At 64.1% G+C, this 24,772-nt stretch carries 21 protein-coding genes; 12 read left to right on the forward strand and 9 right to left on the reverse strand.

The window, feature by feature from the left end:
* Position 1 precedes the first annotated feature (1 nt).
* From IVA91_RS33070 to IVA91_RS33090, 5 genes are all read left to right on the forward strand, one after another.
* A complete protein-coding gene (locus IVA91_RS33070) occupies positions 2–1,201 on the forward strand; it encodes a CoA transferase (RefSeq protein WP_247276923.1) in 1,200 nt (399 codons plus the stop codon).
* A 129-nt stretch (positions 1,202–1,330) separates the two neighbouring features.
* Entirely contained in the window at positions 1,331–2,467 is a 1,137-nt protein-coding gene (locus IVA91_RS33075; RefSeq protein ID WP_247276924.1) for a thiolase family protein, read from the forward strand.
* The gene (locus tag IVA91_RS33080; RefSeq protein WP_247276925.1) at positions 2,464–2,823 is read left to right on the forward strand and encodes an OB-fold domain-containing protein; all 360 of its coding nucleotides are present in this window, start codon (positions 2,464–2,466) and stop codon (positions 2,821–2,823) included. The genes IVA91_RS33075 and IVA91_RS33080 overlap by 4 nt, the downstream gene beginning before the upstream one ends.
* 617 nt (positions 2,824–3,440) lie before the next feature.
* A complete protein-coding gene (locus IVA91_RS33085) occupies positions 3,441–3,968 on the forward strand; it encodes a carboxymuconolactone decarboxylase family protein (RefSeq protein WP_247276926.1) in 528 nt (175 codons plus the stop codon).
* 25 nt (positions 3,969–3,993) lie between these two features.
* Complete coding sequence (locus IVA91_RS33090; protein WP_247276979.1) at positions 3,994–4,296, forward strand: nucleoside triphosphate pyrophosphohydrolase family protein; 303 nt, start codon at positions 3,994–3,996, stop codon at positions 4,294–4,296.
* A gap of 54 nt (positions 4,297–4,350) precedes the next feature.
* Here IVA91_RS33090 and glsA read toward each other — a convergent pair whose 3' ends face one another.
* The 4 genes from glsA to IVA91_RS33110 all read right to left on the reverse strand — a co-directional run bounded on the left by glsA (position 4,351) and on the right by IVA91_RS33110 (position 9,838).
* On the reverse strand, positions 4,351–6,198 hold the full coding sequence (gene glsA / locus IVA91_RS33095; RefSeq protein ID WP_247276927.1) for a glutaminase A: 1,848 nt from the start codon (positions 6,196–6,198) through the stop codon (positions 4,351–4,353).
* A gap of 21 nt (positions 6,199–6,219) precedes the next feature.
* On the reverse strand, positions 6,220–8,295 hold the full coding sequence (locus IVA91_RS33100) for a TRAP transporter permease (protein WP_247276928.1): 2,076 nt from the start codon (positions 8,293–8,295) through the stop codon (positions 6,220–6,222).
* A 9-nt stretch (positions 8,296–8,304) separates the two neighbouring features.
* Positions 8,305–9,471, reverse strand: coding sequence for a TAXI family TRAP transporter solute-binding subunit (locus IVA91_RS33105; RefSeq protein ID WP_247449219.1), 1,167 nt, complete (start codon positions 9,469–9,471; stop codon positions 8,305–8,307).
* Between the two features lie 145 nt (positions 9,472–9,616).
* Positions 9,617–9,838 carry a biotin/lipoyl-containing protein gene (locus tag IVA91_RS33110; RefSeq protein ID WP_247276930.1) on the reverse strand — a complete coding sequence of 74 codons (222 nt, stop codon included), beginning with the start codon at positions 9,836–9,838 and terminating at the stop codon, positions 9,617–9,619.
* A gap of 94 nt (positions 9,839–9,932) precedes the next feature.
* On the opposite strand from IVA91_RS33110, the gene IVA91_RS33115 reads away from it, so the two are divergent.
* The 4 genes from IVA91_RS33115 (at position 9,933) to IVA91_RS33130 (ending at position 15,070) form a co-directional block, all read left to right on the forward strand.
* Positions 9,933–10,907, forward strand: coding sequence for a helix-turn-helix domain-containing protein (locus IVA91_RS33115; RefSeq protein ID WP_247276931.1), 975 nt, complete (start codon positions 9,933–9,935; stop codon positions 10,905–10,907).
* Positions 10,837–12,396, forward strand: coding sequence for a carboxyl transferase domain-containing protein (locus IVA91_RS33120; protein WP_247449223.1), 1,560 nt, complete (start codon positions 10,837–10,839; stop codon positions 12,394–12,396). The genes IVA91_RS33115 and IVA91_RS33120 overlap by 71 nt, the downstream gene beginning before the upstream one ends.
* 111 nt (positions 12,397–12,507) lie before the next feature.
* Positions 12,508–14,205 carry a GMC oxidoreductase gene (locus IVA91_RS33125; protein ID WP_247276933.1) on the forward strand — a complete coding sequence of 566 codons (1,698 nt, stop codon included), beginning with the start codon at positions 12,508–12,510 and terminating at the stop codon, positions 14,203–14,205.
* 271 nt (positions 14,206–14,476) lie between these two features.
* Entirely contained in the window at positions 14,477–15,070 is a 594-nt protein-coding gene (locus IVA91_RS33130; RefSeq protein WP_247276934.1) for a hypothetical protein, read from the forward strand.
* Positions 15,071–15,171: 101 nt separating this feature from the next.
* Here the strand turns inward: IVA91_RS33130 and IVA91_RS33135 are convergent, their stop codons facing one another.
* From IVA91_RS33135 to IVA91_RS33150, 4 genes are all read right to left on the reverse strand, one after another.
* A complete protein-coding gene (locus IVA91_RS33135) occupies positions 15,172–16,647 on the reverse strand; it encodes an FAD-binding oxidoreductase (RefSeq protein WP_247276935.1) in 1,476 nt (491 codons plus the stop codon).
* Positions 16,648–16,858: 211 nt separating this feature from the next.
* Positions 16,859–18,154 carry an MFS transporter gene (locus IVA91_RS33140; RefSeq protein ID WP_247276936.1) on the reverse strand — a complete coding sequence of 432 codons (1,296 nt, stop codon included), beginning with the start codon at positions 18,152–18,154 and terminating at the stop codon, positions 16,859–16,861.
* 110 nt (positions 18,155–18,264) lie between these two features.
* On the reverse strand, positions 18,265–19,461 hold the full coding sequence (locus IVA91_RS33145; RefSeq protein WP_247276937.1) for an acetyl-CoA C-acyltransferase: 1,197 nt from the start codon (positions 19,459–19,461) through the stop codon (positions 18,265–18,267).
* Positions 19,462–19,823: 362 nt separating this feature from the next.
* Positions 19,824–20,594, reverse strand: a complete 771-nt coding sequence (locus IVA91_RS33150; protein WP_247276938.1) for an enoyl-CoA hydratase — start codon at positions 20,592–20,594, stop codon at positions 19,824–19,826.
* Between the two features lie 153 nt (positions 20,595–20,747).
* Here IVA91_RS33150 and IVA91_RS33155 point away from each other — a divergent pair, with 153 nt between their 5' ends.
* Positions 20,748–21,287 (forward strand): PaaI family thioesterase, encoded by a 540-nt coding sequence (locus tag IVA91_RS33155; protein WP_247276939.1) that lies wholly within the window; start codon positions 20,748–20,750, stop codon positions 21,285–21,287.
* A gap of 59 nt (positions 21,288–21,346) precedes the next feature.
* Positions 21,347–21,973 carry a TetR/AcrR family transcriptional regulator gene (locus IVA91_RS33160; RefSeq protein WP_247276940.1) on the forward strand — a complete coding sequence of 209 codons (627 nt, stop codon included), beginning with the start codon at positions 21,347–21,349 and terminating at the stop codon, positions 21,971–21,973.
* A gap of 163 nt (positions 21,974–22,136) precedes the next feature.
* On the opposite strand, the gene IVA91_RS33165 is transcribed toward IVA91_RS33160, so the two are convergent.
* A complete protein-coding gene (locus IVA91_RS33165; protein ID WP_247276941.1) occupies positions 22,137–23,045 on the reverse strand; it encodes a LysR family transcriptional regulator in 909 nt (302 codons plus the stop codon).
* Positions 23,046–23,168: 123 nt separating this feature from the next.
* Here IVA91_RS33165 and IVA91_RS33170 point away from each other — a divergent pair, with 123 nt between their 5' ends.
* Entirely contained in the window at positions 23,169–24,665 is a 1,497-nt protein-coding gene (locus IVA91_RS33170; RefSeq protein WP_247276942.1) for a CoA-acylating methylmalonate-semialdehyde dehydrogenase, read from the forward strand.
* Positions 24,666–24,772 lie beyond the last annotated feature (107 nt).

The following is a 24,772-nucleotide window of genomic DNA, read 5'->3' on the forward strand; positions in this document are numbered from 1 at the left end:
GATGGGGCCGCTGAAGGGCATCAAGGTCATCGACATGACCACCGTGCTGATGGGGCCTTATGCAACCCAGATGCTCGGCGACTACGGCGCCGACGTCGTCAAGGTGGAATCGCTCGACGGGGACGTCACCCGGCTGATCGGCCCGATGCGGCACGCCGGCATGGGCCCGGTGTTCCTCAACACCAACCGCAGCAAGCGCTCGATCTGCCTCGATCTGAAGAAGCCTGCGGGGCGCGATGCCGTGCTGCGGTTGCTTCGGGGCGCCGACGTTCTCGTCTACAATGTCCGGCCGCAGGCGATGGCGCGGCTTCAGCTCGGCTACGATGTCGTTTCCGAGATCAATCCACGTCTCGTCTATGCCGGCGTTTTCGGCTTCGGCCAGGACGGGCCCTATGCCGCAAAACCCGCCTATGACGATCTGATTCAGGGAGCGACCGGGCTGCCGGCGCTGATGGCGCAGACCGGCGACGGCGTCCCGCGCTACGTGCCCAACGCGCTGGTCGATCGCATCGTCGGCCTCACCGCGGTGGGCGCGATCTGCGCCAGCCTCGTGCATCGCGACCGCACCGGCCGCGGCCAGCGCGTTGACATCCCGATGTTTGAAACCATGGCCGGGTTCGTCATGGGCGATCACATGGGCGGGCTCACCTATGAGCCGCCGCTCGACAAGGGCGGCTACGCCCGCCATCTCTCGCGCGACCGTAGGCCTTACAAGACTTCAGACGGCTATCTCAGCGTCATCGTCTACAACGACAAGCAGTGGGAGAACTTCTTTGACGCGACGGGGCGCGCCGATCTACGCGCCGATCCTAAATTCGCAACCTTCGCCGGCCGCGCTGCCAATATCGACGTCGTCTATGCCGAGCTCGCGCGCATTTTTGAGACGCGCAGCACGGCCGAATGGATCGACCTGCTGACCAAGGCCGACGTGCCGGTGATGCCGATGCACGACCTCGCATCGATCCTGCACGATCCACATCTGGAAGCGACGAATTTCTTCCCGGTCGTGAACCATCCGACCGAGGGGCCGATCCGCAGCATGAAGGTGACGGCCACCTGGTCGGAGACCGAGGCGGTGCCGGTTCGGCTCGCGCCGCGGCTCAACGAGCATGGCGCGGAAATTTTGCGCGAGATCGGTTATTCCGCCGACGAGATCGCTGCCATGATCCGCGATGGCGTCACCGGATCGGCGCCGGAGTAGGGAAACGACGATGACCACGGCTCTCTCATCCGTCATTCCGGGGCTCGCGAAGCGAGAACCCGGATCCTCGAGCTTCCGGGTTCGGCCCTTCGGATCGCCCCGGAATAACGAAGAGGAAAAGTGAGACCCATGAGCTTCATCACCGGCGTCGGCCTCACGCCTTACGGCAAGCACGAAGGTGCATCCTCGCTCGACCTGATGAGCAAGGCTGCGCAAGCTGCGCTCGACGATGCCGGGCTGAAGCGCGCCGAGATCGACGGCATCCTCTGCGGCTACTCCACCGTCTCGCCGCACATCATGCTAGCGACCGTCTTCGCCGAGCATTTTGGCATCCGCCCCGCTTACGCCCACGCCGTTCAGGTTGGCGGCGCCACGGGTCTCGCGATGACGATGCTCGCACATCACCTCGTCGAGGCGGGCCTCGCGCGCCACGTGCTCGTGGTCGCCGGCGAGAACCGCCTTACGGGCCAGAGCCGCGACGCCTCGATCCAGGCGCTGGCGCAGGTCGGCCATCCCGATTACGAGGTGCCGCTTGGCCCGACCATTCCCGCCTATTATGGGCTGGTCGCCACCCGCTATATGCACGAATACAGCGTGACCGAAGAGGATCTCGCCGAGTTCGCGGTGCTGATGCGTAAGCATGCGTGCACCCATCCTGGCGCGCAATTCCATGATCCCATCACGGTCGCCGACGTTATGGCCTCGAAACCGGTGGCGATGCCGCTGAAGCTGCTCGACTGCTGTCCGGTGTCCGACGGCGGCGCTGCATTCATCGTTAGCGGCGAGCGGACCGGGGAGGCGGGCGTGCGCATCCGTGGCTGCGCGCAGGCCCACACCCATCAGCATGTCACGGCCGCACCCGGCCTCAGCGAACTCGGCGCGGAAATATCGATCGCGCGCGCCAAGGAGGCGACGGGCCTTGCGATCTCGGACGTGCGCTACGCCGCCATCTACGACAGCTTTACGATCACGCTCGCGATGCTGCTGGAGGACCTCGGCCTCGCCGGCCGCGGCGAGGCTGCGGCCCGTGTACGATCAGGCCATTTCAACCGTGATGGCGCGATGCCGCTGAACACCCATGGCGGCCTGCTCAGCTATGGCCATTGCGGCGTCGGGGGCGCCATGGCGCATCTGGTCGAGACGCATCTGCAGATGACGGGACGGGCGGCGAATCGGCAGGTGCGCGATGCCTCAATCGCGCTCTTGCACGGCGACGGCGGCGTGCTGTCGTCCCATGTAAGCATGTTCCTGGAGCGGGTGCGATGAGCGAGCGTCTGGGCGATTGGACCAAGGGCGAACAGGCTATCACCTATCAAACCTGCGCCGCCTGCCGCCATGTGCAGTATTTCCACCGCGCCTTCTGCGCCGCTTGCGGCGTGTCCGATCCGCACGAAGAGCGCGCCAGCGGCAAGGGCAGGGTCTACGCGATCTCGCTGGTCTGCCGCGCTGCGACGCCGGAGACGCGCGCGCACGTGCCCTACAACATCCTGCTGGTCGATTGCGATGAGGGTTTTCGCCTGATGGCGCACGGCGAGACCGGGCTCGCCATCGGCGATTCTGTCACCGCGAGCTTCAGGCTCTTTGCCGGAAAGCTCGTGCCGTTCTTCACCAAAGAGGCGTGAGAGAGAAGCGGGATTCGTCATTCGGGGGCGGTCCAAAGGACCGGGCCTGGAACGGGATTCTGGGCCTGGCGCTGTGCGAGGCGCCACCCCGGAATGACGAAAACTCTAAACCTCCAACTAAAGCGCGATGAGATTAGGATAAATCGTCATCGCGCCTTAGGTTATTGTTTGAGCATGATCTCCGCGAAAACGCGTTCCGCGCTTGTCGCGAGGGAAAACCGCTACAATTTTCCGGATCATGCTCTAACGCCCGTAGAACAAGATGCTGGCGATGACGAGCATGGCCGTCACGGCCAGCATATGCGCGAGCGCTCCCGAGGCCGCCCCCTTGGTGGCTTCCTTCATGCCTTTTTCTCCCTAGACTTGGGCGTGACTCATCGTTGCGCGGCTTGCGCACCCGACGGCCAATTGTTTTACTCGGAACACCCCAGTTACGAGTATCCGCCGCGATCTGTCCCCACGCGGCGAATATCGACTGTGTCAAGGTTGATCAGCAATGCGGCGGCAATTTGACTCGATGATGTTGCTCCTGCGTCAGCGCAAGAATAGAGTTTCGGGGAGCTCTCGCCGGCAACGACAAAAAGCATCAAAATCTCCGAGAAGACTTCAGGAAAATCATGGCCCGCATCAATTACAGCGACCCGTCCAAGGCCTCCGACCGCACCCGCGAAATCCTCGACAAGAATCGCAACGCCAACATTTTCCGCATGATGGCGCACTCACCGAGCTATTTCGAGCAGTATTGCCGCTTGGGAGGCGCCATCCGCCACAAAGGTGAGCTCGATCCGGTGGTGCGCGAGCTTGCAATCACACGCACCGGCATTCTGTGCGAGGCGCCCTACGAGATCGTAGCGCACAAGCGCATCGGCAAGAATGTCGGGGTCACCGACGAGCAGAACGAGGCGCTTGAGAATTGGCAGGCCGCGAGTTGCTTCAACGAGGTGCAGCGCGCCGCGCTCGCGTTCACCGACGAGATCGTGAAATCGAACAAACCGACGGACGCGACCTTCAAGGCGATCGCGTCGAAGCTGACACCGGCCGCGCTGATCGAGCTCCAGCTCTCGGTCGGCTTCTACATCATGACATCAAAGTTTTTGGAAACCTTCGAGATCGATCTTCAGCCGGTCACGGAAGTGGTGGGCTGATCCTTAGGAGCGGCGAGGGATGCCGATGACGATCGATGAATATGCGGCTTGGGCCGCGCGCATTGGGAAAGTCGAAGAGCATCCGTCCAACGAGCGGCTGTCCTATCTCGGCCTCGGCCTTGCCGGCGAAGCCGGCGAGGTCGCCGATCACATCAAGAAGCTGCTCCGCGACGGCTGGCTGGATCAGGCGGGTCTCGTCGATGAACTCGGCGATGTCGTCTACTACTGGGCTTGCCTGTGTGCGGCCACAGGCCAGCAGCCATCCGACGTGCTCAAGGCGAGCGCAGCCAGGATCAACCGGCGCCTAAGCGAGGCCGCGAGCCGCTGAGCCGGTTCGGATCACCTCTCCCCGTCGCGGAGAGGTGAAGAACCGCGCCCAGCGCTACGTCGACGTCAAAATATCCACCTTCGCGTTCGCCACGATCAGGCGGTCGGCCAATAGCTGCGCCAGATTGCGCATGATGCGCTCGCTGGCGTGCGGGTGCTGCTCGCGGAAGCGCTCGAAATCCTTCAAGGCCACCTCGAACGCGGTCGCCGCCATGTCGGCGAATACGTCGGCGGACCGCGTTGCTTCCAGCAGCGCCATCTCACCAAAGGCCATGCCTGCGGTGAGCGTTGCCAGCCTGACGCCATCGGGCAGCGTGACGTGGACCGCGCCGCTGCGGAGGAAGAACACGGCATCGGCGGGATCGCCGGTCGTGACGATTTTGGCGCCGGACGGATAAGTCCTGACGGTGCAGATTGCGGCGAGATCGCTCAGCTCGTCCTCGCTCAGCCCCGCGAGCAGCGGCTGCTCGGTAAGCTCGGTGGTCTCGTGGAAGTCGATCGAGCCGCCATAGCGGTAGACGATCTGGTCTTCGGCCCATTCGATCGCGGTGTCGAGCAGGTAGAAGTCGCGGACGTTCTTCAGCTCCGCCGTCCATTCCCGCAAGCTGTCCCATTCCTTGGAGGCGCGCCTGACGCCCGACAGCACCACCGTGACGTTGAGTGCGGCGAGCTCTTCGAACGTTTCGGCGATTAGCCGCGCTCCGGCGCGCGTAGTGGAGGGGACGCGATGCAGATCGAAGATCACGAATTGCGGCCGCGGACGGCCTGCAAGCCGGCGCGAGACGTAGTCGACGGCCGACAGCGACAGTGTTCCGACCAGCTCGATGACCCGCACCTCCTGCTCATGCGCGGAAAGAATCTCGCGCTCCTGGGGCCGGCGCACGCGTCGCGACGGGCTCCTGCCGATGTCGTAATCAGCGATGACGGCGTTGCGTGCGTCGTCGCTGCGGTTGAGCATGTGCAGATCGTAATGCGAGGACAGCGCCTCGCAAACCTTGATGCCGCGCACGCTGTTGCCGTGCTTGTCGAGCTTGGGCGAATAGCTGCCGAGGCCGAGCCGGGCAGGGAGTGCGGCGAGGATGCCGCCGCCGACACCGCTTTTGGCGGGAATGCCGATCCGGTAGATCCATTCGCCGGCATAATCGTACATGCCCGAGGAGGTCATCACGGAGAGCGTACGCGAGATTGCGTAGGGCGTCAGCACCTGCTCGCCGGTGACCGGATTGATGCCGCGATTGGCGAGCGTGGCCGCCATCACCGCGATGTCGCGCGCCGTGACCAGAACGGCGCATTGCCGGAAATAGACGTCGAGCACGGCCGCGACGTTGTCGGAGATCACGGCGTTGGTCTTGAGGAGGTAGCCGATGGCCCGGTTGCGGTCGCCGGTCTGGCTTTCCGAAGCATAGACGGCCTCATCGAGAGCGAGATCGCGTCCGGCGAAACGGCTGAGCGCAAGGCGGATCTGCTCGAAAGCGCCCGCGCCCTTGCTGTCGTAGATCAGCCCCGTGCAGGCGATTGCGCCGGCATTGACCATCGGGTTGAACGGATGGTTCTCCGAATTGAGCCGGATCGAGTTGAAGGGATCGCCGGAAGGTTCGACGCCGATCGCGCTTTCGACCTTGCCTGCTCCCAAAAGGTCCAGCGCCAGCGCGAACACGAACGGTTTTGACATCGACTGGATGGTGAAGGGCACCCGGCTGTCGCCGACTTCGTAGACATGCCCGTCCAGCGTCGCGAGGCTGATGCCGAAATGGGCAGGGTCGGCCTTGCCCAGCTCGGGGATGTAGTCGGCAACGCTGCCTGAGGTGTCGGCAGAGAATTCGTTGAGGCAATTGTTCAGAAACCGCAGCAAGGGCGGTTTCGAGCGGGTCCAGGCGGAGGCGGCGGGCGAGTGCGGCTTCATCGCCTCACTTGTGCAACGCAATCAGGGCGCGCGCAACCCGTCCGGCACGATGGTATGCCGGCGAACCAGGAGAAGCGCGAGCAAAGTCGTGGGCACGAGGATCGCAAGGCCAAGCAGCGTCACCTGCATCTGCGACAGCGGCATGATCCCGCCGCCGGGCGTCGCGACCACGAAGCCGCCGATCACCAGCAGGACACGGATCGGCCATTCCAGCGCGCCGGCGCCGCGAAGGTCGCCGACGAAGGGCTGGTAGCCCTGGATGCCGCCGCAGATGAACAGCGTGCCGAACGCGGCAAGCCCCATCAGGCCGAGGCCGGCGAGGTATGGGCTTGGCCCTTGCAGCACCAGCGCCGGATTGAGCACGAAGAAGAAGGGGATGAAGTAAATGATGCTGCCGACCCACATCGATTCCCACCCGGTCTTCATCGCCGGCGAGCCGGCGATGCCTGCGGCCGCGAACGAGGCGATGGCGACCGGCGGCGTGATCGACGACAGCATGCCCCAATAGAAGATGAACATGTGCACGGCCATGCGATTGAGCCCGAGCTTCTCCAGCGCGGGCGCGACCAGGATGGCGAGGAAGATGTAGCAGGCCGTCGTCGTCAGGCCGAGGCCGAGGATCAGGCTGGTGAGCGCGCACATGCCGAGCAGCAGGAAAGCATTGTCGCCGGCAATGTGCAGGAGGTCGTTGGCAAGGCTCGACACCACACCGGTCATCGAGAACGCGCCGATCAGCAGGCCGCAGCCGGCGAGGATGCCGACCAGCTCGACGAAGGTGCGGCCGTTGATCTCGAGGAACTTGCCGATGGTCGCAAACGTCCAGCGCGTGTCCTTGGAGAAGAATTGGTTGAGCACCAGCAGTAGCGCGGTGGCGTAAAACGGCGCGTGGCTCTCGCGCTTGAAGTAGAGCAGCATCACGATCAAAAGTGCGATGACGAAGACGTAATACCAGCCCTCCCTGATCGTATCCATGATGCGGGGCAGCTCGGCGCGCGGAATCCCCTTCAGCCCGTGGCGCGCGGCGTAGGCGTCGACCTGCATGAACAGGCCGATGTAGTAGAGCGTCGCCGGAATGATCGCGGCGATCGCGACATCGGCGTAGCTGACATTAAGGAACTGCGCGATCACGAAGGCGGTCGCGCCCATTACCGGCGGCGCCAGCACCGCGCCGGTCGAGGCGCAGGCCTCGATCGCACCGGCATAGGACGCGCGAAAACCGCTCTTCTTCATGACAGGAATGGTCATGGTGCCGGCGGTGAGCACGTTGGAGATGATGGAGCCCGACATCATGCCGAGGAGGCCGCTGGCAAAGATGCAGACTTTCGCCGCCCCGCCGCGGAAGGTGCCGCACAGTGCGAAGGCGAGATTGATGAAGAACTTTCCGGCCCCCGTCATCATCAGCGCCGTGCCGAACACCAGGAAGCCGATCACGGTGTCGGCGAAAGCCTGAATGGGAATGCCGAGCAGGCTCTCGCCGGAGAGCACGTGGTAGGCGGTTGCTTGCTCGAGCGTCGATTGTGTGCCGCGGAACGGGCCGAGCCAGCCGGCCTCGGCGAACAGCGGATAGACGGTGAAGGGCAGGACGCTCAGCAGCAGGCTCCAGCCGCCGGTGCGGCGCAGCGCCTCCATCAGCATCACCCACATCACGAGGCCCGCCGCGATCACGCCGTTAGGCGCGCCGCCGAACTCCCAGCCGGCCTCAGCCGCCTTGCGTACGTTCGACATTAGCATCAGCGCCGCCGCGAAGGTCGCGACGAACAAGACGAGATCGTACCAGGGAATCCGGTCGAGCGGCGCGCGTTCAGTCCCAGGGAAGATCAAGAAGGTGAACGGCAGCATCAACGCTATCAGAAGATAGAAGTATTCGGTGTTGAGCTGGGTGTAGCCGACGAAGAAGCGCAGCGAGAATTGCTGGTTGATGCAGAGCAGGATGGTTGCCGCCGTCGCGACCACCAACGTCCAGCGCCAGGCGCCGCGCAACGTGCGCACGCGCGTGACCTCCGCCTCCTGCATGTTGGCGGCGGCGCCGTGCGGATCGTCGAACACGATCCGCTTGGCCTCGTCCTGCGGGCCGGTGGAGACTGAAGTAGAAGACATGATCCTGTTCTAATCCTCGAAGCCGTTCGGCATGTCGGCCTTAGCGAGCGCAGCGGCGCGGGCCTTCATCCAGCCGTCGAGGAACGCCTTGTCATCCGATGGCGGATTGGATTTGCCGTACTCCGCCCACGCTGCGCCAAGCACCTCTTGCCGGTTGATCAGCTTGTTATTGTGCGCTTCCTGCGCGTCGGTCCACTGTCCGGCTTCCTTCAGCGCCTTCACCGCGCCGGGATGCACCGGCACCACCCAGTTCTTGGTTTGCCGGTCGGCGGCAAGCCCGCCGGCGCCCGGCGCGGAATCCTTGTAGGCGTCGTAGTTCACGATCATCGCCTTCGTGATCGCATAGACCTGATCGGCCGGTTGCGAGGCATAGGCGACGAAGATCGGATAGGGATAGTTGCCGAGCTCGACCGGCTTGTCCGGCGAGATGCCGGCGCCGCAGGTCGCAAGCTGCGGGAAGAAGAACGAGCCGACCTTCTGCATCCGCGCCCAGCCCTCCTTGTCCTTGGCGGGGAGCGGCGGCCAGATCAGCCCGCGCGGCGAAGTCTCGGCTTCCTTGGCAGGACCGGTGATGGTGGTGCCAAAGGCAGCATCGACGTCGTTGTTGATCAGGCCTTTCCACATCGCGCCGTAGCTGGCGAACTCGACCACCTTGACATCCTTCTGCGTCAGCCCCGCGAAGGCGAGCACTGCGAGCGAGTTCTGGTTCAGCGCCGGCGAGCCGACGACGAAGCCGACACGCTTGCCCCTGAGATCTTTCAGCTCCTTCACGCCGGTGTCGGCGGCGACGGCGAGCGAGCCGCAATTGCAGTCGACGGTTGAGAGCAGGATCTGGAGCGGCTGCGGTCCCCATTCCTTCGATCCGAACTCGAATACGCCTTCCTGCGCGAAATAGGTGCCAGATCCCATCGCCGCGGAGGCCGCACGCTTGGCGCGGAGCGGCGCGAGGCGGGCGACGTCGTTGCCGGCGGGGAGCACGCGCACGTCGGTGCCGTATTTGTCCTTCATCATCTTGCCGACGCCGACTGCTATGTTGAAGCCGGCAGTGCCGGTGTCATAGGCGGTGAACGTCAATGTCGCCGGCAGCTTGATGTCCTCGGCGAACGCATAGCGTGTAGACGCAAAAGAAATGCCCGCCACCAAGGCAGGCGCGAGCACGAGCAGCCCACGAAGCATGTTTCCCTCCTTCATCCTCGCGTTTGCCGCGAAGAAACTTTTTGCTTGAATCGGATCATGTCACCGGGATCAGGCGATGGCAACGCCGTCTCGCGAATGCCGCAATGAGACTGACAGATTGTCGCGGAAGTGACGGATTATGCAGTCAGCTCGCGACAATCGCGATCGCCTGTCCCTCGGCAACGACGTCGTCGAGCTTCACCAGCAGCGATGTGATCGTGCCGCTCGCGGGCGATGGCACCGGTATCTCCATCTTCATGGCTTCGACCACCACAACGTCATCGCCATCCGCGACGGTTCCTCCAACTTGCACGGGAGTCGCGCAGACACGGCCCGCGACTTCGGTAACGATTTTAATTTCTGGCATGCCATCGCCTTTTTGTTGTCGTCGCAAAATGCCTGAGGTAGCGTCGTCTGCAAGTGGAATTTAATTCCGCACAGCGGAACAAACGGTAGGGATCATGGGACGACGTTCGGAGCGGTTGAGTAGGCAAGGTGCGCTCGCCGGCGATGCCGGTGAGGGTGATGTCATCCAGGTGGTATCGCGCGCGTTCGACGTGCTGCGATGCTTCGAGGGCCACGATAGCAGGCTCGGCAATCTCGAGATTTCAAATCGCTGCGGCCTGCCGCGCTCGACGGTGTCGCGGCTCACGCACACGCTGACCCGCATGGGTCAGCTTGTGTATCTGCCGCGCGACCAGAAGTATCGCATCGGCCCGAGCGCGGTGGCGATGAGCGCTTCGATGATGAAGGGCGCGCAGCTGCGCAGCATGATCCGCCAGCGGCTTCAGGAAGTCGCCGAGCAGGTTCCGGGCACGGTCGGCTTCGTCGTTCCCGATCGTTTCCATCTCGTCTATCTCCAGTTCGCGCGCTCAGCGACCGCACTCGGCCTGCACGAGGGCACCGGCAGCCGCATCTCGATGGCTTCGACCGCCGCGGGCGCGGCCTACACTGCGGCGCTCGCGCCCGAGATGGGCGACACCTTCATTGCGGACATGGAGCGGGAAGCGCCCGAGGCTGCGAAGATTCTCAAACCCCGCATCGAGGCCAACCGGCAATCGCTGCGCGAGCGCGGCTATGTCGTAGCCTGCGGCCTCTGGAGCCCGCACATCAACGGACTCGCTGTGCCGATCTGGTCGCCGCAGTATCAGACCTTCGTGGTCGTCACGATCGGTCTTTTGGCCGCAATGTATGACGAGCAACGGCTGCATGACGAAGTCGCCCCGTTGATGCTCGCGCTCGGCCGCTCGCTCGGCAGCCTGATGGAAGGCGCGGAGGGCGATGCCTTCAACAACCGTATCTCGCGTAGACCGGTCGCCATAGCCGTGCATAACAAGAACAAGCCGATCAACTCGGAGGGAGTGAATGAACTGGAAGCCGGAACTCGACGAGCTAGCCCGGCGCGAAGCCTTCGCGCGGGAGATGGGCGGCGTTGACAAGGTCAAGCGACAGCATGACCAGGGCCGGCTGACTGTTCGGGAGCGAATCGGCGGACTGATCGACAAAGGCAGCTTTCACGAAATCGGTGCGGTCTCCGGCATCGGTGAGTACGATTCCAGCGGCGAGTTGCAGAAGCTGACGCCGGCGAACTGCGTGTTCGGTCGCGCACGCGTCGACGGCCGCACCGTGGTCGTGGTCGGCGACGATTTCACGGTGCGCGGCGGCTCGGCGGACGCGTCGATCTCGGCCAAGCCGCTGATGGCGGAGGAAATGGCGCACGACTTCCGGCTGCCCATTATCCGCATCATCGAAGGCTCCGGCGGCGGCGGCTCGGTCAAGACCATCGAGACCAAGGGCGCGGCCAATCTGCCGGGCGGCATCGGTGGCACGCGGTGGTATCGCTTCACGACGGAGAATTTGTCGCGCGTACCGGTCGTCGCGCTCGGCCTCGGGTCGGTCGCGGGGCTCGGTGCTGCGCGTCTCGCCGCCAGCCACTATTCCATCATGACCCGAAAGTCCGCGATGTTCGTTGCGGGCCCACCGGTGGTGAAGGCGCTGGGGCAGGACCTCTCGAAGGAAGAACTTGGCGGCGCCGACATCCAGACTCGCGCCGGTGCGGTCGATCATGCGGTCGAGACCGAGGAGGAGGCGTTTGCCTGCGCGCGGCGCTTCCTGTCCTATCTGCCGTCCTCGGTGTACGAGCTGCCGCCGACCTTGCCGTGCACCGACGATCCGGAACGCGCCGAGGAAGCGCTGCTGAACGCGGTGCCGCGCAACCGCAAGCAGGTCTATAAGATGCGCCCGATCATCGACGCCGTCGTCGACACGGGCTCGTTCTTCGAGGTCGCAAAGAACTTCGGTAAGCCTGTTATCGTCGGTCTTGCCCGGCTCGAGGGTAGGGCGGTGCTGCTGCTCGCCAGCGACAGTTTTCACTATGGCGGCTCCTGGACGGCGGATGCCTGCCAGAAGGTGGTGCGCTGGGTCGACTTCGCCGAGACCTTCCACCTGCCGATCGTCTATCTCATGGACTGCCCGGGCTTCATGATCGGCCTCGACGCGGAGAAGGCGGCCACCATCCGCCACGGCGTCCGCGCCATGGCCGCAGTCAACCAGACCACCGTGCCCTGGTGCACAATGATCCTGCGCAACGCCTTCGGCGTGGCCGGCGTCGTGCATCAGCCCGCCGATCGTTTCTCGATCCGCTACGCCTGGCCGTCCGCCTATTGGGGTTCGCTCCCGCTCGAGGGCGGCATCGAAGCCGCCTACCGCGCCGATATCGACGCGGTCGAGGACAAGGCCGCGAAGCTGGAGGAGATCGAGGAGCGCCTCAACAAACTGCGTTCGCCGTTCCGCTCTGCCGAAAAATTCTGGATCGAGGAGATCATCGATCCCAGAAAGACGCGGTCGCTGCTGTGCGAGTTCGCGCGCCTCGCCGAGCCGCTGCGCAAGCCAGGGCCGCCGGAGAACTTTTCGATCAGGCCGTGACGTTCAGCCATCGTCGCGACTGCGCGACAATCTTGTCGCGGCAGCCATGGCGTGACCTCAAAACAAGAACGCGCTACGCTTCCCCGGCAAAAACGAGAGGACGCGCCAATCGTGTATGACTTCATTATCGTGGGCGGCGGCTCGGCGGGGTCCGTGCTGGCCCACCGGCTCTCCGCAAGAAACGCCAGCAAGGTCCTGCTGTGCGAAGCCGGACAGGACACACCACCCGGCAACGAGCCGGCCGAGATCAGGGACAGCTATCCGGGCACTGCGTATTTCGATCCGCGCTTCCACTGGACCGAACTCAAGGTCACGACGCAAGTTGTCAGCCACAACAATCCGAACGAGGAACGTCCTCCTTTACGCAAATACGAGCAGGCGCGCGTGCTCGGCGGCGGCTCGTCGATCAATGGTCAGATGGCCAATCGCGGCGCGCCGACCGATTACGACGAATGGCAGGCGCGGGGCGCCGAGGGCTGGAGCTGGAACGACGTGCTGCCCTTCTTCAAGAAAGTCGAGCGGGACCTCGATTTCGACGGACCGTACCACGGCAAGGACGGCAGGATCCCGGTCCGCCGTATCCCGAGGGAGCACTGGACGCGGCATTCACAGGCCTTCGCCGCGGCCTTCCAGCAGGCCGGCCATCAGTTCGTGCCGGACCAGAACGGCGAGTTCGTCGACGGCTATTTCCCGGTGACGCATTCGAACCAAACCGAGCAGCGCGTTTCGGCCGCGATGGGCTATCTCGATCGCGACACCCGTAAACGCGCCAACCTCACGATCTCCACCAACACGCAGGTTCGGGAGCTGCTGTTCGAGGGCACGCAATGCGTCGGCGTGAAAGCTGTGATCGATGGACGGGAGCAAGAATTTCGCGGTCGCGAGATCATTCTCTCCAGCGGCGCCATCCATTCGCCAGCGCATCTCTTGCGCGCCGGCATCGGCCCGGTCGGTCACCTCAAGGATCTGGGCATTCCCGTGCTGATGGGGCTGCAAGGCGTCGGCCAGCGCCTGATGGATCATCCCTCGATCTCGCTGTCGTCCTTCGTTCGCCGCGGCGCGCGCATGAACGAGCACACCAGGCGCCACATGCAGCTTGGGCTGCGATATTCCTCCGGGCTGCCGGGCGTGCCGAAAGGCGACATGTTCGTCGTCGTCATCAGCAAATCGGCCTGGCACGCGGTCGGCGCGCAGATCGGCTCGCTCCTTACCTTCGTCAACAAGACCTATTCCGAGACCGGGCAGGTCAAGCTTACCTCGCGCGATCCCTCAGCGGAGCCGATCGTCGAGTTCAATTTGTTGTCCGACCGGCGCGACCTCGATCGCCTCATGAGCGGTTTCCGCAAGATGGCGGCGGTGCAGATGAGCGAAGTCGTCAGGAAGGTGACCGACAAGCCGTTCCCGGCCGCCTACACCGACCGCGTCCGCAAGATCGGCGTGGTCAATACCAAAAACAGAATTCTCACCACGATCGCCGCGGCTCTGATGGACGGCCCGGCGGCGCTGCGTCACTACATGATCGACAATTTCGTGGTCGAGGGTTTTACCTTCGATCAGGTGATGAACGACCACGAGGCGCTGGAAGCTTTCGTGCGCAAGGCGACCATCGGCGTGTGGCATGCCTCGTGCTCATGCCGCATGGGCCGGGACGACGATCCGATGGCAGTGGTCGACAACCAGGGCCACGTCAAGGGCGTGCAGGGCCTGCGCGTCGTCGACGCGTCGATCTTCCCGGTGGTGCCATGCGCCAACACCAATTTTCCGGTATTAATGACCGCGGAGAAGATCGCGGCGGCGATGATGCAGTGAGCGGCAGGGTGCGCACCGGACGTTGGCCAATCAAGTGCCTCCGCAACGCTCCAGTTGCGGACGGGACTTGGTTGCATGCCGCAAGCTTGACTTGCTGGGCGGGCATTCGTGCGCTGCGAGTTAATCATCTCAGCCGCTACGTGTAGGCGACGACGATTGCAGGTTGTGTCGCGCAATCCAGCCATTTTTGGCCGCTCTTTAGGCCCATTTCAGCCAAACTGTTATTGGTTTCTCGTTGTCCGGGGCAGGGTCTCTCATTTGGAGTCCTGCAATGTTCAAGCGAGTATTTTCTGCGTGCGTCTTCGTTGTTCTAGGTTCTGTCGCTTCGGAAGCCCGGCCTTATCGCATTCATCAAGCCACTGAATGCAATGTCACCATGCCCTGCGACTTCTCGTATTCGAGAACGCGAAACGAGCGGACTTCCAGGTCCTCACTGATTTCCAGATCTTCACTCAATTCCAGGTCTTCTCTACAAGCCTACCGCTCGACGCAACTGACAGTGACTGATGCAGGGGGCGCCGCCACGCCGGCGACCGTCTCCGGTGTATCCGGCGCGCGCGTTATCGGTGGCCGTCCGGCCGGTTGCCCTTCGTCCTTCTGCGGCTGCGGCGCGGCTCTGCGCGTGTTCGGCCGTATCGTGCCGGAATTGAATCTTGCGGCCAATTGGCTGCGCTTTCGGCGGACATCACCCGCACCAGGAATGGTTGCTGCACGACGAGGACACGTTTTCGTCCTGGAGCAGCACCTCGGGGGCGACGTCTGGATGGCCTATGACGCCAACTCGGGCGGGCGCGCGACGCGAATCCATGCGCGTTCATTGCGAGGGTATACGATCGTCAACCCGCGCGGCGGTTCGATGGCTTGAGGACGGCGGACACTATACTCTCGACAAGACCATGGACAGGTCGCGCCACCTTTGCGACCCGCCCATGCTGGACCATTGATTGGCGCCGGGCGCAGCGTCGATCACAGCCGCAGCACCTTGCCGGGATTCATGATGTTCTGCGGATCGAGCGCGCGCTTGATGGTGCGCATGATGTCGAGCTCGGTCTTCGAGCGATAGTGACTGAGCTCGTCGAGCTTGTCGATGCCTATGCCGTGCTCCGCCGAGATCGAGCCCCCCATGGAGGTGATGAGATCGTTCACGGCCCGCGTGATGACGCCCTTGTATTGGGTCAGCGTCTGCTGATCCATGCCGAGCGGCCCCATGAATGAAAAATGCAGATTGCCGTCGCCGATATGTCCGAGCGGATAGGGGCGGATGGTGGGGAGAATGCCGAGCACGGCCTTGAGTCCCAGATCGATGAACTCGGGAATCCTGGAGATCGCAACGGATACGTCGTAGCTCAGTCCCGGTCCCTCGGCCCGGGAGGCCTCGGCGACACCCTCGCGGATGCGCCACATTTTGCGCGACTGGCTGACCGTGTGTGCGATCGCTGCATCGCGCACGCGACCGGCCTCGAGCTGATCGGCGAGAAACTGCTCCATCTTCTCGGACATGCCCTCGGTGCCGTCCCGGCGTGGGCGTGCGGATGACCATTCGAGCAGGAGGTACCATGACGTATCTGCCTTGAGCGGATCCTGAGTGCCGGGGATATGGCGCAGCACCATGTCTATGGCGGAGCGGCTCATCAGCTCGCAGGAGCCGACATTGTCTTCGGAGGCGCTGTGGGCTTCGGACAGGATTTCCAGAGCCGCGCGCGGATCGCGCACCGCCAGCCAGGCGGTGCAGACGTCCTTCGGGGCAGGCCATAGCTTGAGAACGGCCTTGGTGATGATCCCCAGCGTGCCTTCGGCACCCATGAACAGGTGCTTGAGATCGTAGCCGGTGTTGTCCTTCTTGAGCGCGCGCAATCCGTCCCAGACCTCGCCATTGGGCAGCACGACTTCGAGCCCCAGCACGAGATTACGGGCGTTGCCATAGCGCAGCACCTGCACGCCGCCGGCGTTGGTCGACAGATTGCCACCGATCATGCACGAGCCCTGGGCACCGAGGCTGAGCGGCAGGAACCTGTCGTGTGCGCTTGCTGTCTCCTGAAGCGTCTGCAGCACGCAGCCGGCCTCGACCGTCATCGAATAGCCGACCGGATCGACCTCCAGAATGCGGTTCATGCGGCCGAGCGACAACACGATGCCGGTGTGCGCAGGCCAGGGCGTCGCCCCGCCCATCAGACCGGTGTTGCCGCCTTGCGGCACGATCGCGACGCCGTGCTCGTGGCAAAGCCGGACCACCCTGGAGACCTCCTCGGTGCTGCCGGGACGAACGATGGCACCGGCTCCGCCGACCAGCAATCCGCGCCAATCGGTCACGAACGGTTGCTTGCCGTGCTCGTCCTCGATGAGACCTTTTTGGCCCACGATCGCGCGCAACGCATCGCGCATTTCGGTGGTCAAAGGAGTGGCTGGAATGTCGGGTGGGGACGACGGGAAGGCAGCCGGCATGTGTTTCCTCTGGTGCATCTTTGGTGTGCACTGTGCACGTGACGTGCTGGGGTATTGTCCACGTTTGTGCCCGGGAGTCTAATGGGAATATAGCTCAAATTCCGCGGGGGCTCGGCGTCACTGCCAGCGCCGCGAAGCCGCGAGTCGCCTTTTACGGCGCGGCGTCTCGCCTCGGCAATGCCGCGGTGTTCGGCTTCATCACGATGAGGTACTAGGCCGTCGCCGCTTGCGGGTTCGACCTGGGTTGCCGCGACAGTGCCAGCACGATGACCGAAGCGAACACACACAGCGCGCCAGCGACGAAGAAGGCGGGCAAGTAGCTCTCATAGACGGTGCGCGACAGGCCAGCGCCGAAGGCGGCGGTGCCGGCGCCGAGTTGATGGCCGGCAAAGATCCAGCCGAACACGAGGTTGGCGCGCTCGGGCCCGAACTTCTGCGCGGTGAGCCGTACGGTCGGCGGAACCGTGGCGATCCAGTCGAGCCCGTAGAACATCGCGAACATCGATAAGCCGTAGAACGAGAAATCGCTGAAGGGCAGGAAGATCAGCGACAGCCCGCGCAGGCCGTAATACCAGAACAAGAGCCAGCGATTGTCGTAGCGGTCTGACAGCCAGCCCGACATGATGGTGCCGAAGAAATCGAAGATGCCCATTGCCGCAAGCAGGCTTGCCGCCTGCACCTGCGGGATGCCGAAATCGAGGCACATCGGGATCAGGTGCACCTGGACGAGACCATTGGTTGAGGCGCCGCAGACGAAGAAGGTCGCAAACAGGATCCAGAACGCAGTCGACTTCGAGGCGTCGCGCAGCGTGCCGAGCGCAACGCCGGTGATCGAGCCGTGACTGGCCGGCGGAGCGGGCAGCGGCGCGGTCCCTGCGTCGCCGAATGGGCGCAGGCCGACATCGCTCGGCCGGTCACGCATCGCGAGCAGGACTGCCAGCGCCGAGACGCCGAGCATGATGCAGACGAAGCCGAGTGCGAGGCGCCAGCCGAACCGTTCGGTGAGGCTTGCGAGCAGCGGCAGGAATACGAGCTGACCCGTGGCGACGCTCGCCGTCATGATGCCGACGACGAGGCCGCGTCTTGCTGCGAACCAGCGCGTGGCGATGGTGGCGCCCAAAACCAAGGCGGTCATGCCGGTGCCGATGCCGATCACCACGCCCCAGAGGGCGACGAGCTGCCAGACCTCGGTCATGCCGAGCGAGAGCACGAGCGCCGAGACGACGATCAGCTGGGCGGCGAGCGTGACGTTGCGCAGGCCGTAGCGGTTGAGCAGGGCAGCGGCGAATGGTGCCATCAGCCCGAACAGGATGAAGCGGATCGACAGCGCGGAGGAGATCTCGGCCGTGCTCCAACCGAACTCGTTTTGCAGGGGAACGATGAAAACGCCGGGCGCACCGACCGTGCCGGCGCTGATCAGCGCGGCGAGGAAGGTTACGCCGACCATCACCCAGCCGTAGTGAATGTTGCGGCGGGAAAGTGCTGCCGCGAGCCAGTTCGAGATCATTGGGCCTCAATGTTGACGGGCGGTCGCAAGAGACCGGCGTCAGTTCGAGGATGGCACGGACGGCTTCTGTCGCAAATGACAGAGTTCCCTCGTTTTCAGACTTTCTTGCGTCAGTGCCCCAGCCGCTCTACCGCAATCGCCGTGGCCTCGCCGCCGCCGATGCAGAGCGCCGCGACGCCGCGCTTGAGGTTCTGCGCCTCCAGCGCATGAAGCAGCGTCACGATCAGCCGCGCGCCGGTCGCGCCGATGGGATGGCCAAGCGCGCAGGCGCCGCCATTGGTGTTGAGCTTGTCGCGGGGAATGCCGAGATCGCGCTGCGCCGCCATCGCAACGACGGCGAAGGCCTCATTGATCTCGAACAGATCGACATCGCTTGCGCTCCAACCGACCTTGTCGAGCAGCTTGCGGATCGCCGGGATCGGCGCCGTGGTGAACCATTGCGGCTCCTGGCTGTGGGTGGCATGGCCCTTGATCTCGGCCAGAACCGGCAGGCCGCTCCGATCGGCGAGCGAGCGCTTGGTCAGCACGAGCGCGGCAGCGCCGTCGGCGTTCGCGGAGGAGGCCGCCGGCGTGATGGTACCGTTGGCGCGGAACGCCGGCTTCAAGCCGGGGATTTTGGCGGGATCGACCTTCAGCGGATGCTCGTCGTTGGCGATGACGCGGGGACCCGCTTTCTCGGTGAGCGTGACCGGCGCGATCTCGGCCTTGAACGCGCCGCCTTCGACCGCCTTGCGCGCGCGACTGAGTGTCTCCATCGCATAGGCGTCCTGGTCCTTGCGCGTGAACTGATAGGCTTCCGCAGTCGCCTCGCCGAAATCGCCCATGGAGCGGCCGGTCTCGTAGGCGTCCTCCAGCCCGTCCATCATCATGTGGTCGATGATGCGGTCATGGCCGGCGCGGTAGCCGCCGCGCGCCTTGGCCAAAAGATACGGCGCGTTGCTCATGCTCTCCATGCCGCCGGAGACGACGATCTCGGCCGAGCCGGCGCGGATGATGTCGTGCGCCAGCATGGTCGCCTTCATGCCGGAGCCGCAGACCTTGTTGACGGTGGTCGCACCCGTGGCGTCGGGGAGACCTGCTGCACGCGCGGCCTGGCGCGCCGGAGCCTGGCCCTGACCGGCTGGCAGCACGCAGCCCATGAACACCTCGTCGACCTTCTCAGGCGCGAGTTTTGCGCGCTCCAACGCCGCGCCGATTACGTGCGATCCGAGCTTGTGCGCGGGGAGCGGCGACAATTCGCCCATGAAGCGGCCGAGCGGGGTGCGGGCGGCGGAGACGATGACGACGGGATCGGCAGCTTCGGCCATGACGAACTCCCTGCGGGGATAAGTAAGATTATGCTCATCATATGATGCGGCGCAAAAAATGCAACCGCGCCAGGGATGAGAAAATGTCGTCGTTCGGATGAGATTTAGTCGTTCGATTCGAGGAGGTGCTTCTTCGAGGCACATTGTCATCACCCGCGAAGGCGGGTGATCCAGTATTCCAGAGGCCGTCGTGGGATACGGAGAAGCCGCGGCGTCCTGGATGCCCGGTCCCGGCTCCGCCAAGGCTACGCCGGGCCGTCAGGGTGCTCGGCCGCCGAAGCTTTAGCGAAGGCGGCAAGCCGGGGCATGACACGTTTGGCGTGGCGGCGACTTACTAATCAGAGACGATTGCGGCGACAGCCCTATCGCTTCCGGTTCACGAACGCCTGCATCAGCCGCGTCGGCTCGTCCGTCAGGAACGACTCGCCGAACACCTTGACACTGAGATTGACCGACTCCGTCAGCGGCAATTCCTCCCATTGCCGCAGCAGCGCCTTTTGCGATCGCAGCGCCTCGGGGCCGCATGCGAGCAACGCCTGCACGACGCGCTCGACCTCGGCATCCAGCCCGCCTTGCGGCGCAACCTTGTCGACCAATCCCCACGCGAGCGCCGTCGGCGCGTCGATGTTCTCCGCCGTCATCACCAGCCAGCGCGCGCGGGCCCAGCCGACCAGGCGCGGCAGCAGCGCGGCATGAATCACCGAGGGGATGCCGACGCGCACCTCCGGCATGCCGAAATGCGCATCATGGGCGGCGATGCGGAAGTCGCAGGCGGCGGCAACCTCGAGGCCGCCGCCGAGGCACCAGCCGGGCATGCGCGCGATCACGGGAGCCGGGAAGGCGCGCACCGCCTCGCAGAGATCGCGCAGGCGGCTGATGAAGGCTTCGGCCGATCTTTGGTCGAGTTTCGCCATCTCCTTGATGTCCGCGCCGCCGATCATGCTCTTTTCGCTCTCGCCGCGCAGCACCACGACGCGGATTGCGTGGTCGGTGGCAAGCCGCTGCAAGCCTTCGCGCATGGCGTCGGTCACGGGCGAGCCGAGGATGTTGAGCGGGCCGGCGTTGCAGATCGCGACATGGACGACGCCGCGCGCATCACGCGTCACGCCGCAATGGTGGTTGAGCATTTCCATGTGGCATCTCGAGGTTTGGTGGACAGGCGCAGGGCGCACCGGGTCGAGGTCCACTTCCGGGCCGAAACGCCCGGCTTGTCAAGCGGGCGGTGGGCGGAGTTGCCAGGGCGAAGTCCGCCACATAGTATGATGTAAATCATACAAGAGGCGGTCATGACCCAATCCGACCATCTTGACCTGTTTTCGCCCGACCAGCGGCGCGAGCGCGTGGTGGATTGGCAGATGCCTGCACCGGTTGCGAAGGTGGCGATGGGTCTGTCGGGCGTGGACGCCATGCTGGGCATTCGTGACGGCCGCCTGCCGCCGCCGCCCTTCGCAAAACTCATCGGCTTCACCATGGCCGTGGTTGAGCCGGGCCGGATCGTCATGGAACTGGAGCCGCGTGAAGATCTCGAAAATACTGTCGGCCTCTTGCACGGCGCAACCGCTGCGGCGCTGCTGGATACAGCCATGGGGTGCGCGATCTCGACCCGGCTGGAGGCCGGGCAGGGCTCCGTGACCCTCGATCTGAAGCTGACCTTCCTGCGTCCGCTCTCGGTCCGTTCAGGCCTGATCTCGGCCGAAGGCAAGGTGATCAAGCTGGGGCGCCAGACCAGCTACGCTGAAGGTTTCGTTCGTGACGGCAAGGGCGCGCTGGCGGTGCATGCAACCGCAACCTTTTCCATGATCGGCAACAATCTAACTGCGATTTAATGCGCCGTTCGCGACGTTCGCGTGTTATGAGATGATTTCCGACATTCAATGAGATCCGCATGCGCTATTCCCGGGAACACAAGCAGGAAACCCACGACCGCATCGTGAAGAAGGCCTCGGTGCGACTGCGCGAAAAAGGTGCCCACGGCATCGGCGTCGCCGATCTCATGAAGGAGGCAGGCCTGACCCACGGCGGCTTCTACGCGCATTTCGATTCCCGCGAGGCGCTGGTGATCGAGTCCTTCGCCTACGCCATGGATCGCTCGATGGAGCATTGGCGCAAGCTCACGAGCGAGGCTGCGCCGGAGAAGCGTTTGGCACTGATCGCGGATAGCTATCTCTGCGCGCTGCATCGCGACAATCCAGGCCATGGCTGCTCGATCCCCTCACTCGGCGCCGAGATCGCCCGCGAGAGCCCGAAGACGCGGAAGGCGTTTGCCGGCAAGCTCGACGAGATGATCGAGATGATGACCGATTATATCCCGAACATGCCGCGCAAGGCCGCACGAAAACAGGCGATTGCGACGCTCGCCACGATGGCCGGCACCATGCTGCTGGCGCGCATCGCCGGCTCGAGCGAATTGTCCGACGAGGTGCTGAAGGCGGGCCGGGACAGCGCGCTTGAGGGCGCGCGGCGTGAGCCGAAGGCCGCGGCCGCGAAGAAGGCGCGCGAGAAGCAGAACTAGTGCCAGCTACACCCCCTCGGGACCTCATCCTGAGGAGACCGCCAACCGGTCGTCTCGAAGGATGGCCGCGGGTGAGATACGGGCCTGCATGGTTCGAGACGGCGCTTCGCGCCTCCTCACCATGAGGAGCTGGCAGTTGTGCTTCGGACCCGACTAATCGACGTTACCGCCCCGCAAACAGCGCTCGCTCGCGCTCCACGATCTCGCTGATGTAATCTGCGACGGCCCTGATCCGCGCGAGGTCCTTGCTGTCGGCGTGCATCAACATCCAGAACGTCCGCGTGATCGAGATTTCTTCGGGCAGTACGGCTTCGAGCTGCGGGTAGTCGCTTGCCATGAAGTGCGGCAGCACCGCGATTCCGAAGCCTGAGAGCGTTGCATTGAGCTGCGCGATCAGATTGGCGCTGCGGAAACGTGCGGAGATCTTCGGCGACACCTGCGGCAGATAGTCGAGTTCCGGCGTGAACAGCAGCTCTTCGATGTACCCGACGAAACGGTGCTGCGGCAGGTCCTGGCGCGACGTGATCTCTGGGAAACGTTCGAGATAGCCAGGCGCGGCATAGAGCCCGAGGCGGTAGTCGAGGAGCTTGCGGCCGACGATGCGGCCTTCCTTCGGCATGGTCAGGCTGATGGCGATGTCGGCCTCGCGTTTGGAGAGGCTGAACAGCCGAGCGGTGGCCACAAGTTGCAGGTCCAGATCGGGATAACGGTCCGCAAAGGGCGCCAGCCGCGGTGCCAGAAAGGCAGTGCCAAAACCATCGGGCGCGCCGATCCGCACGGTGCCGGTCAGCCGTGCGACCGAGCCGCCGACCTGCTCCTGATTGGCGACGATGGTCGATTCCATCGCTTCCGCACTGTCGGCGACGCGCTGGCCGGCCTCGGTGAGGAGATAGCCGGTCTTGCGCCGGTCAAACAATTTTGCCGAGAGATGCTTCTCCAGCCGGTCGACGCGGCGAATCACCGTGGCATGATCGACCCCGAGCTGTTTTGCCGCAGCCGACACCGAGCCGCCCCGCACGATGGCCAGCACGAAGCGAAAGTCGTCCCAATCGATAGCGCCTTGATCCAGCATTTTCGCACATCTATGGTGCAATATCTCAGACTTGAATCCTATAAAATGCAGGTCGATAGGATTTGTCAAAGCGATCAGGCTCGACTTCCAGCGATCAGGCTCGACTTCCAAGGAGATCATTCCATGCGTTCAATCGGACATTTCATCGGCGGCAAGGAGGTCAAGGGTACCTCGGGCCGCACCGCCGACGTTTTCGAACCGATGACCGGTGACGTCCAGGCCAAGGTCGCGTTGGCGTCCAACGCCGAGGTTCGCGCCGCCGTCGAGAACGCGCGCGCCGCACAGCCGGAGTGGGCCGCGACAAATCCCCAGCGCCGCGGCCGCGTCATGATGAAATTCCTGGAGCTGATCCAGCGCGACTACGACAAGCTCGCCGAGCTGCTCGCGCGCGAGCACGGCAAGACCGTGCCCGACGCCAAGGGCGACATCCAGCGTGGCCTCGAGGTCGTCGAGTTCGCTTGCGGCATCCCGCATTTGATGAAGGGCGAATACACCGAAGGCGCCGGCCCCGGCATCGACATCTATTCGATGCGCCAGCCACTCGGTGTCGTCGCCGGCATAACCCCGTTCAACTTCCCGGCGATGATCCCGATGTGGAAGTTCGCCCCCGCGATCGCCTGCGGCAACGCCTTCATCCTCAAGCCGTCGGAGCGCGATCCCGGCGTGCCGATGAAGCTTGCCCAGTTGATGATCGAGGCCGGCCTGCCCGCTGGCATCCTCAACGTCGTCAACGGCGACAAGGAGGCGGTCGACGCCATCCTCGACGATCCCGACATCAAGGCCGTCGGCTTCGTCGGCTCGACGCCGATCGCGCAGTACATCTATGAGCGTGCCGCGCAAACCGGCAAGCGCTGCCAGTGCTTTGGCGGCGCCAAGAACCACGCGATCGTGATGCCGGATGCGGACATGGACCAGGCCGTCGACGCGCTGATCGGCGCCGGCTACGGTTCGGCCGGCGAGCGCTGCATGGCCGTCTCCGTCGCCGTCCCGGTCGGCAAGTCGACTGCTGACCGCCTGATGGAGAAGCTGATCCCGCGCGTCGAGAGCCTCAAGATCGGCACCTCGATCGATCCCTCGGCCGATTACGGTCCGCTGGTTACGCGCGAGGCGGTCGAGAAGGTCAAGAGCTACATCGACATCGGCATCAAGGAAGGTGCGACGCTCGCCGTCGACGGCCGCGGCTTCAAGATGCAGGGCTACGAGAACGGGTTCTATCTCGGTGGTTCGCTGTTCGACAACGTCACCAAGGACATGCGGATCTACAAGGAAGAGATCTTCGGCCCCGTGCTCTCGGTCGTGCGCGCGCACGACTACAAGGAAGCACTGGCGCTGCCGTCCGATCATGACTATGGCAACGGCGTTGCCATCTTCACCCGCGACGGCGACGCCGCGCGCGACTTCGCGGCTAAGGTCAATGTCGGCATGGTCGGCATCAACGTGCCGATCCCGGTGCCGATCGCCTATTACACCTTCGGCGGCTGGAAGAAGTCGGGCTTCGGCGATCTCAACCAGCACGGCCCGGATTCGGTCCGCTTCTACACCAAGACCAAGACGGTGACCTCGCGCTGGCCGTCCGGCGTCAAGGAAGGTGCGGAGTTCTCGATCCCGCTGATGAAGTAGGGCTGTAGCCCAGTCGTCATTGCGAGGAGCGTAGCGACGAAGCAAATCCAGCGGAGACAGGCTGGATTGCTTCGCGGAGCCTGTCATCGGGCCGCGCTTCGCGCGGA

The organism is Bradyrhizobium sp. 153 (genome assembly GCF_023073835.1).
Classification (GTDB): domain Bacteria; phylum Pseudomonadota; class Alphaproteobacteria; order Rhizobiales; family Xanthobacteraceae; genus Bradyrhizobium.

Excerpts from the sequence above, each read along its gene's own strand:
- IVA91_RS33070 (WP_247276923.1), top strand. The coding sequence starts at position 2 with ATGGGGCCGCTGAAGGGCATCAAGGTCATCGACATGACCACCGTGCTG.
- IVA91_RS33075 (WP_247276924.1), top strand. The coding sequence starts at position 1,331 with ATGAGCTTCATCACCGGCGTCGGCCTCACGCCTTACGGCAAGCACGAA.
- IVA91_RS33080 (WP_247276925.1), top strand. The coding sequence starts at position 2,464 with ATGAGCGAGCGTCTGGGCGATTGGACCAAGGGCGAACAGGCTATCACC.
- IVA91_RS33085 (WP_247276926.1), top strand. The coding sequence starts at position 3,441 with ATGGCCCGCATCAATTACAGCGACCCGTCCAAGGCCTCCGACCGCACC.
- IVA91_RS33090 (WP_247276979.1), top strand. The coding sequence starts at position 3,994 with ATGACGATCGATGAATATGCGGCTTGGGCCGCGCGCATTGGGAAAGTC.
- glsA (WP_247276927.1), bottom strand. The coding sequence starts at position 6,198 with ATGAAGCCGCACTCGCCCGCCGCCTCCGCCTGGACCCGCTCGAAACCG.
- IVA91_RS33100 (WP_247276928.1), bottom strand. The coding sequence starts at position 8,295 with ATGTCTTCTACTTCAGTCTCCACCGGCCCGCAGGACGAGGCCAAGCGG.
- IVA91_RS33105 (WP_247449219.1), bottom strand. The coding sequence starts at position 9,471 with ATGCTTCGTGGGCTGCTCGTGCTCGCGCCTGCCTTGGTGGCGGGCATT.
- IVA91_RS33110 (WP_247276930.1), bottom strand. The coding sequence starts at position 9,838 with ATGCCAGAAATTAAAATCGTTACCGAAGTCGCGGGCCGTGTCTGCGCG.
- IVA91_RS33115 (WP_247276931.1), top strand. The coding sequence starts at position 9,933 with ATGGGACGACGTTCGGAGCGGTTGAGTAGGCAAGGTGCGCTCGCCGGC.
- IVA91_RS33120 (WP_247449223.1), top strand. The coding sequence starts at position 10,837 with ATGAACTGGAAGCCGGAACTCGACGAGCTAGCCCGGCGCGAAGCCTTC.
- IVA91_RS33130 (WP_247276934.1), top strand. The coding sequence starts at position 14,477 with ATGTTCAAGCGAGTATTTTCTGCGTGCGTCTTCGTTGTTCTAGGTTCT.
- IVA91_RS33135 (WP_247276935.1), bottom strand. The coding sequence starts at position 16,647 with ATGCCGGCTGCCTTCCCGTCGTCCCCACCCGACATTCCAGCCACTCCT.
- IVA91_RS33140 (WP_247276936.1), bottom strand. The coding sequence starts at position 18,154 with ATGATCTCGAACTGGCTCGCGGCAGCACTTTCCCGCCGCAACATTCAC.
- IVA91_RS33145 (WP_247276937.1), bottom strand. The coding sequence starts at position 19,461 with ATGGCCGAAGCTGCCGATCCCGTCGTCATCGTCTCCGCCGCCCGCACC.
- IVA91_RS33150 (WP_247276938.1), bottom strand. The coding sequence starts at position 20,594 with ATGGAAATGCTCAACCACCATTGCGGCGTGACGCGTGATGCGCGCGGC.
- IVA91_RS33155 (WP_247276939.1), top strand. The coding sequence starts at position 20,748 with ATGACCCAATCCGACCATCTTGACCTGTTTTCGCCCGACCAGCGGCGC.
- IVA91_RS33160 (WP_247276940.1), top strand. The coding sequence starts at position 21,347 with ATGCGCTATTCCCGGGAACACAAGCAGGAAACCCACGACCGCATCGTG.
- IVA91_RS33165 (WP_247276941.1), bottom strand. The coding sequence starts at position 23,045 with ATGCTGGATCAAGGCGCTATCGATTGGGACGACTTTCGCTTCGTGCTG.
- IVA91_RS33170 (WP_247276942.1), top strand. The coding sequence starts at position 23,169 with ATGCGTTCAATCGGACATTTCATCGGCGGCAAGGAGGTCAAGGGTACC.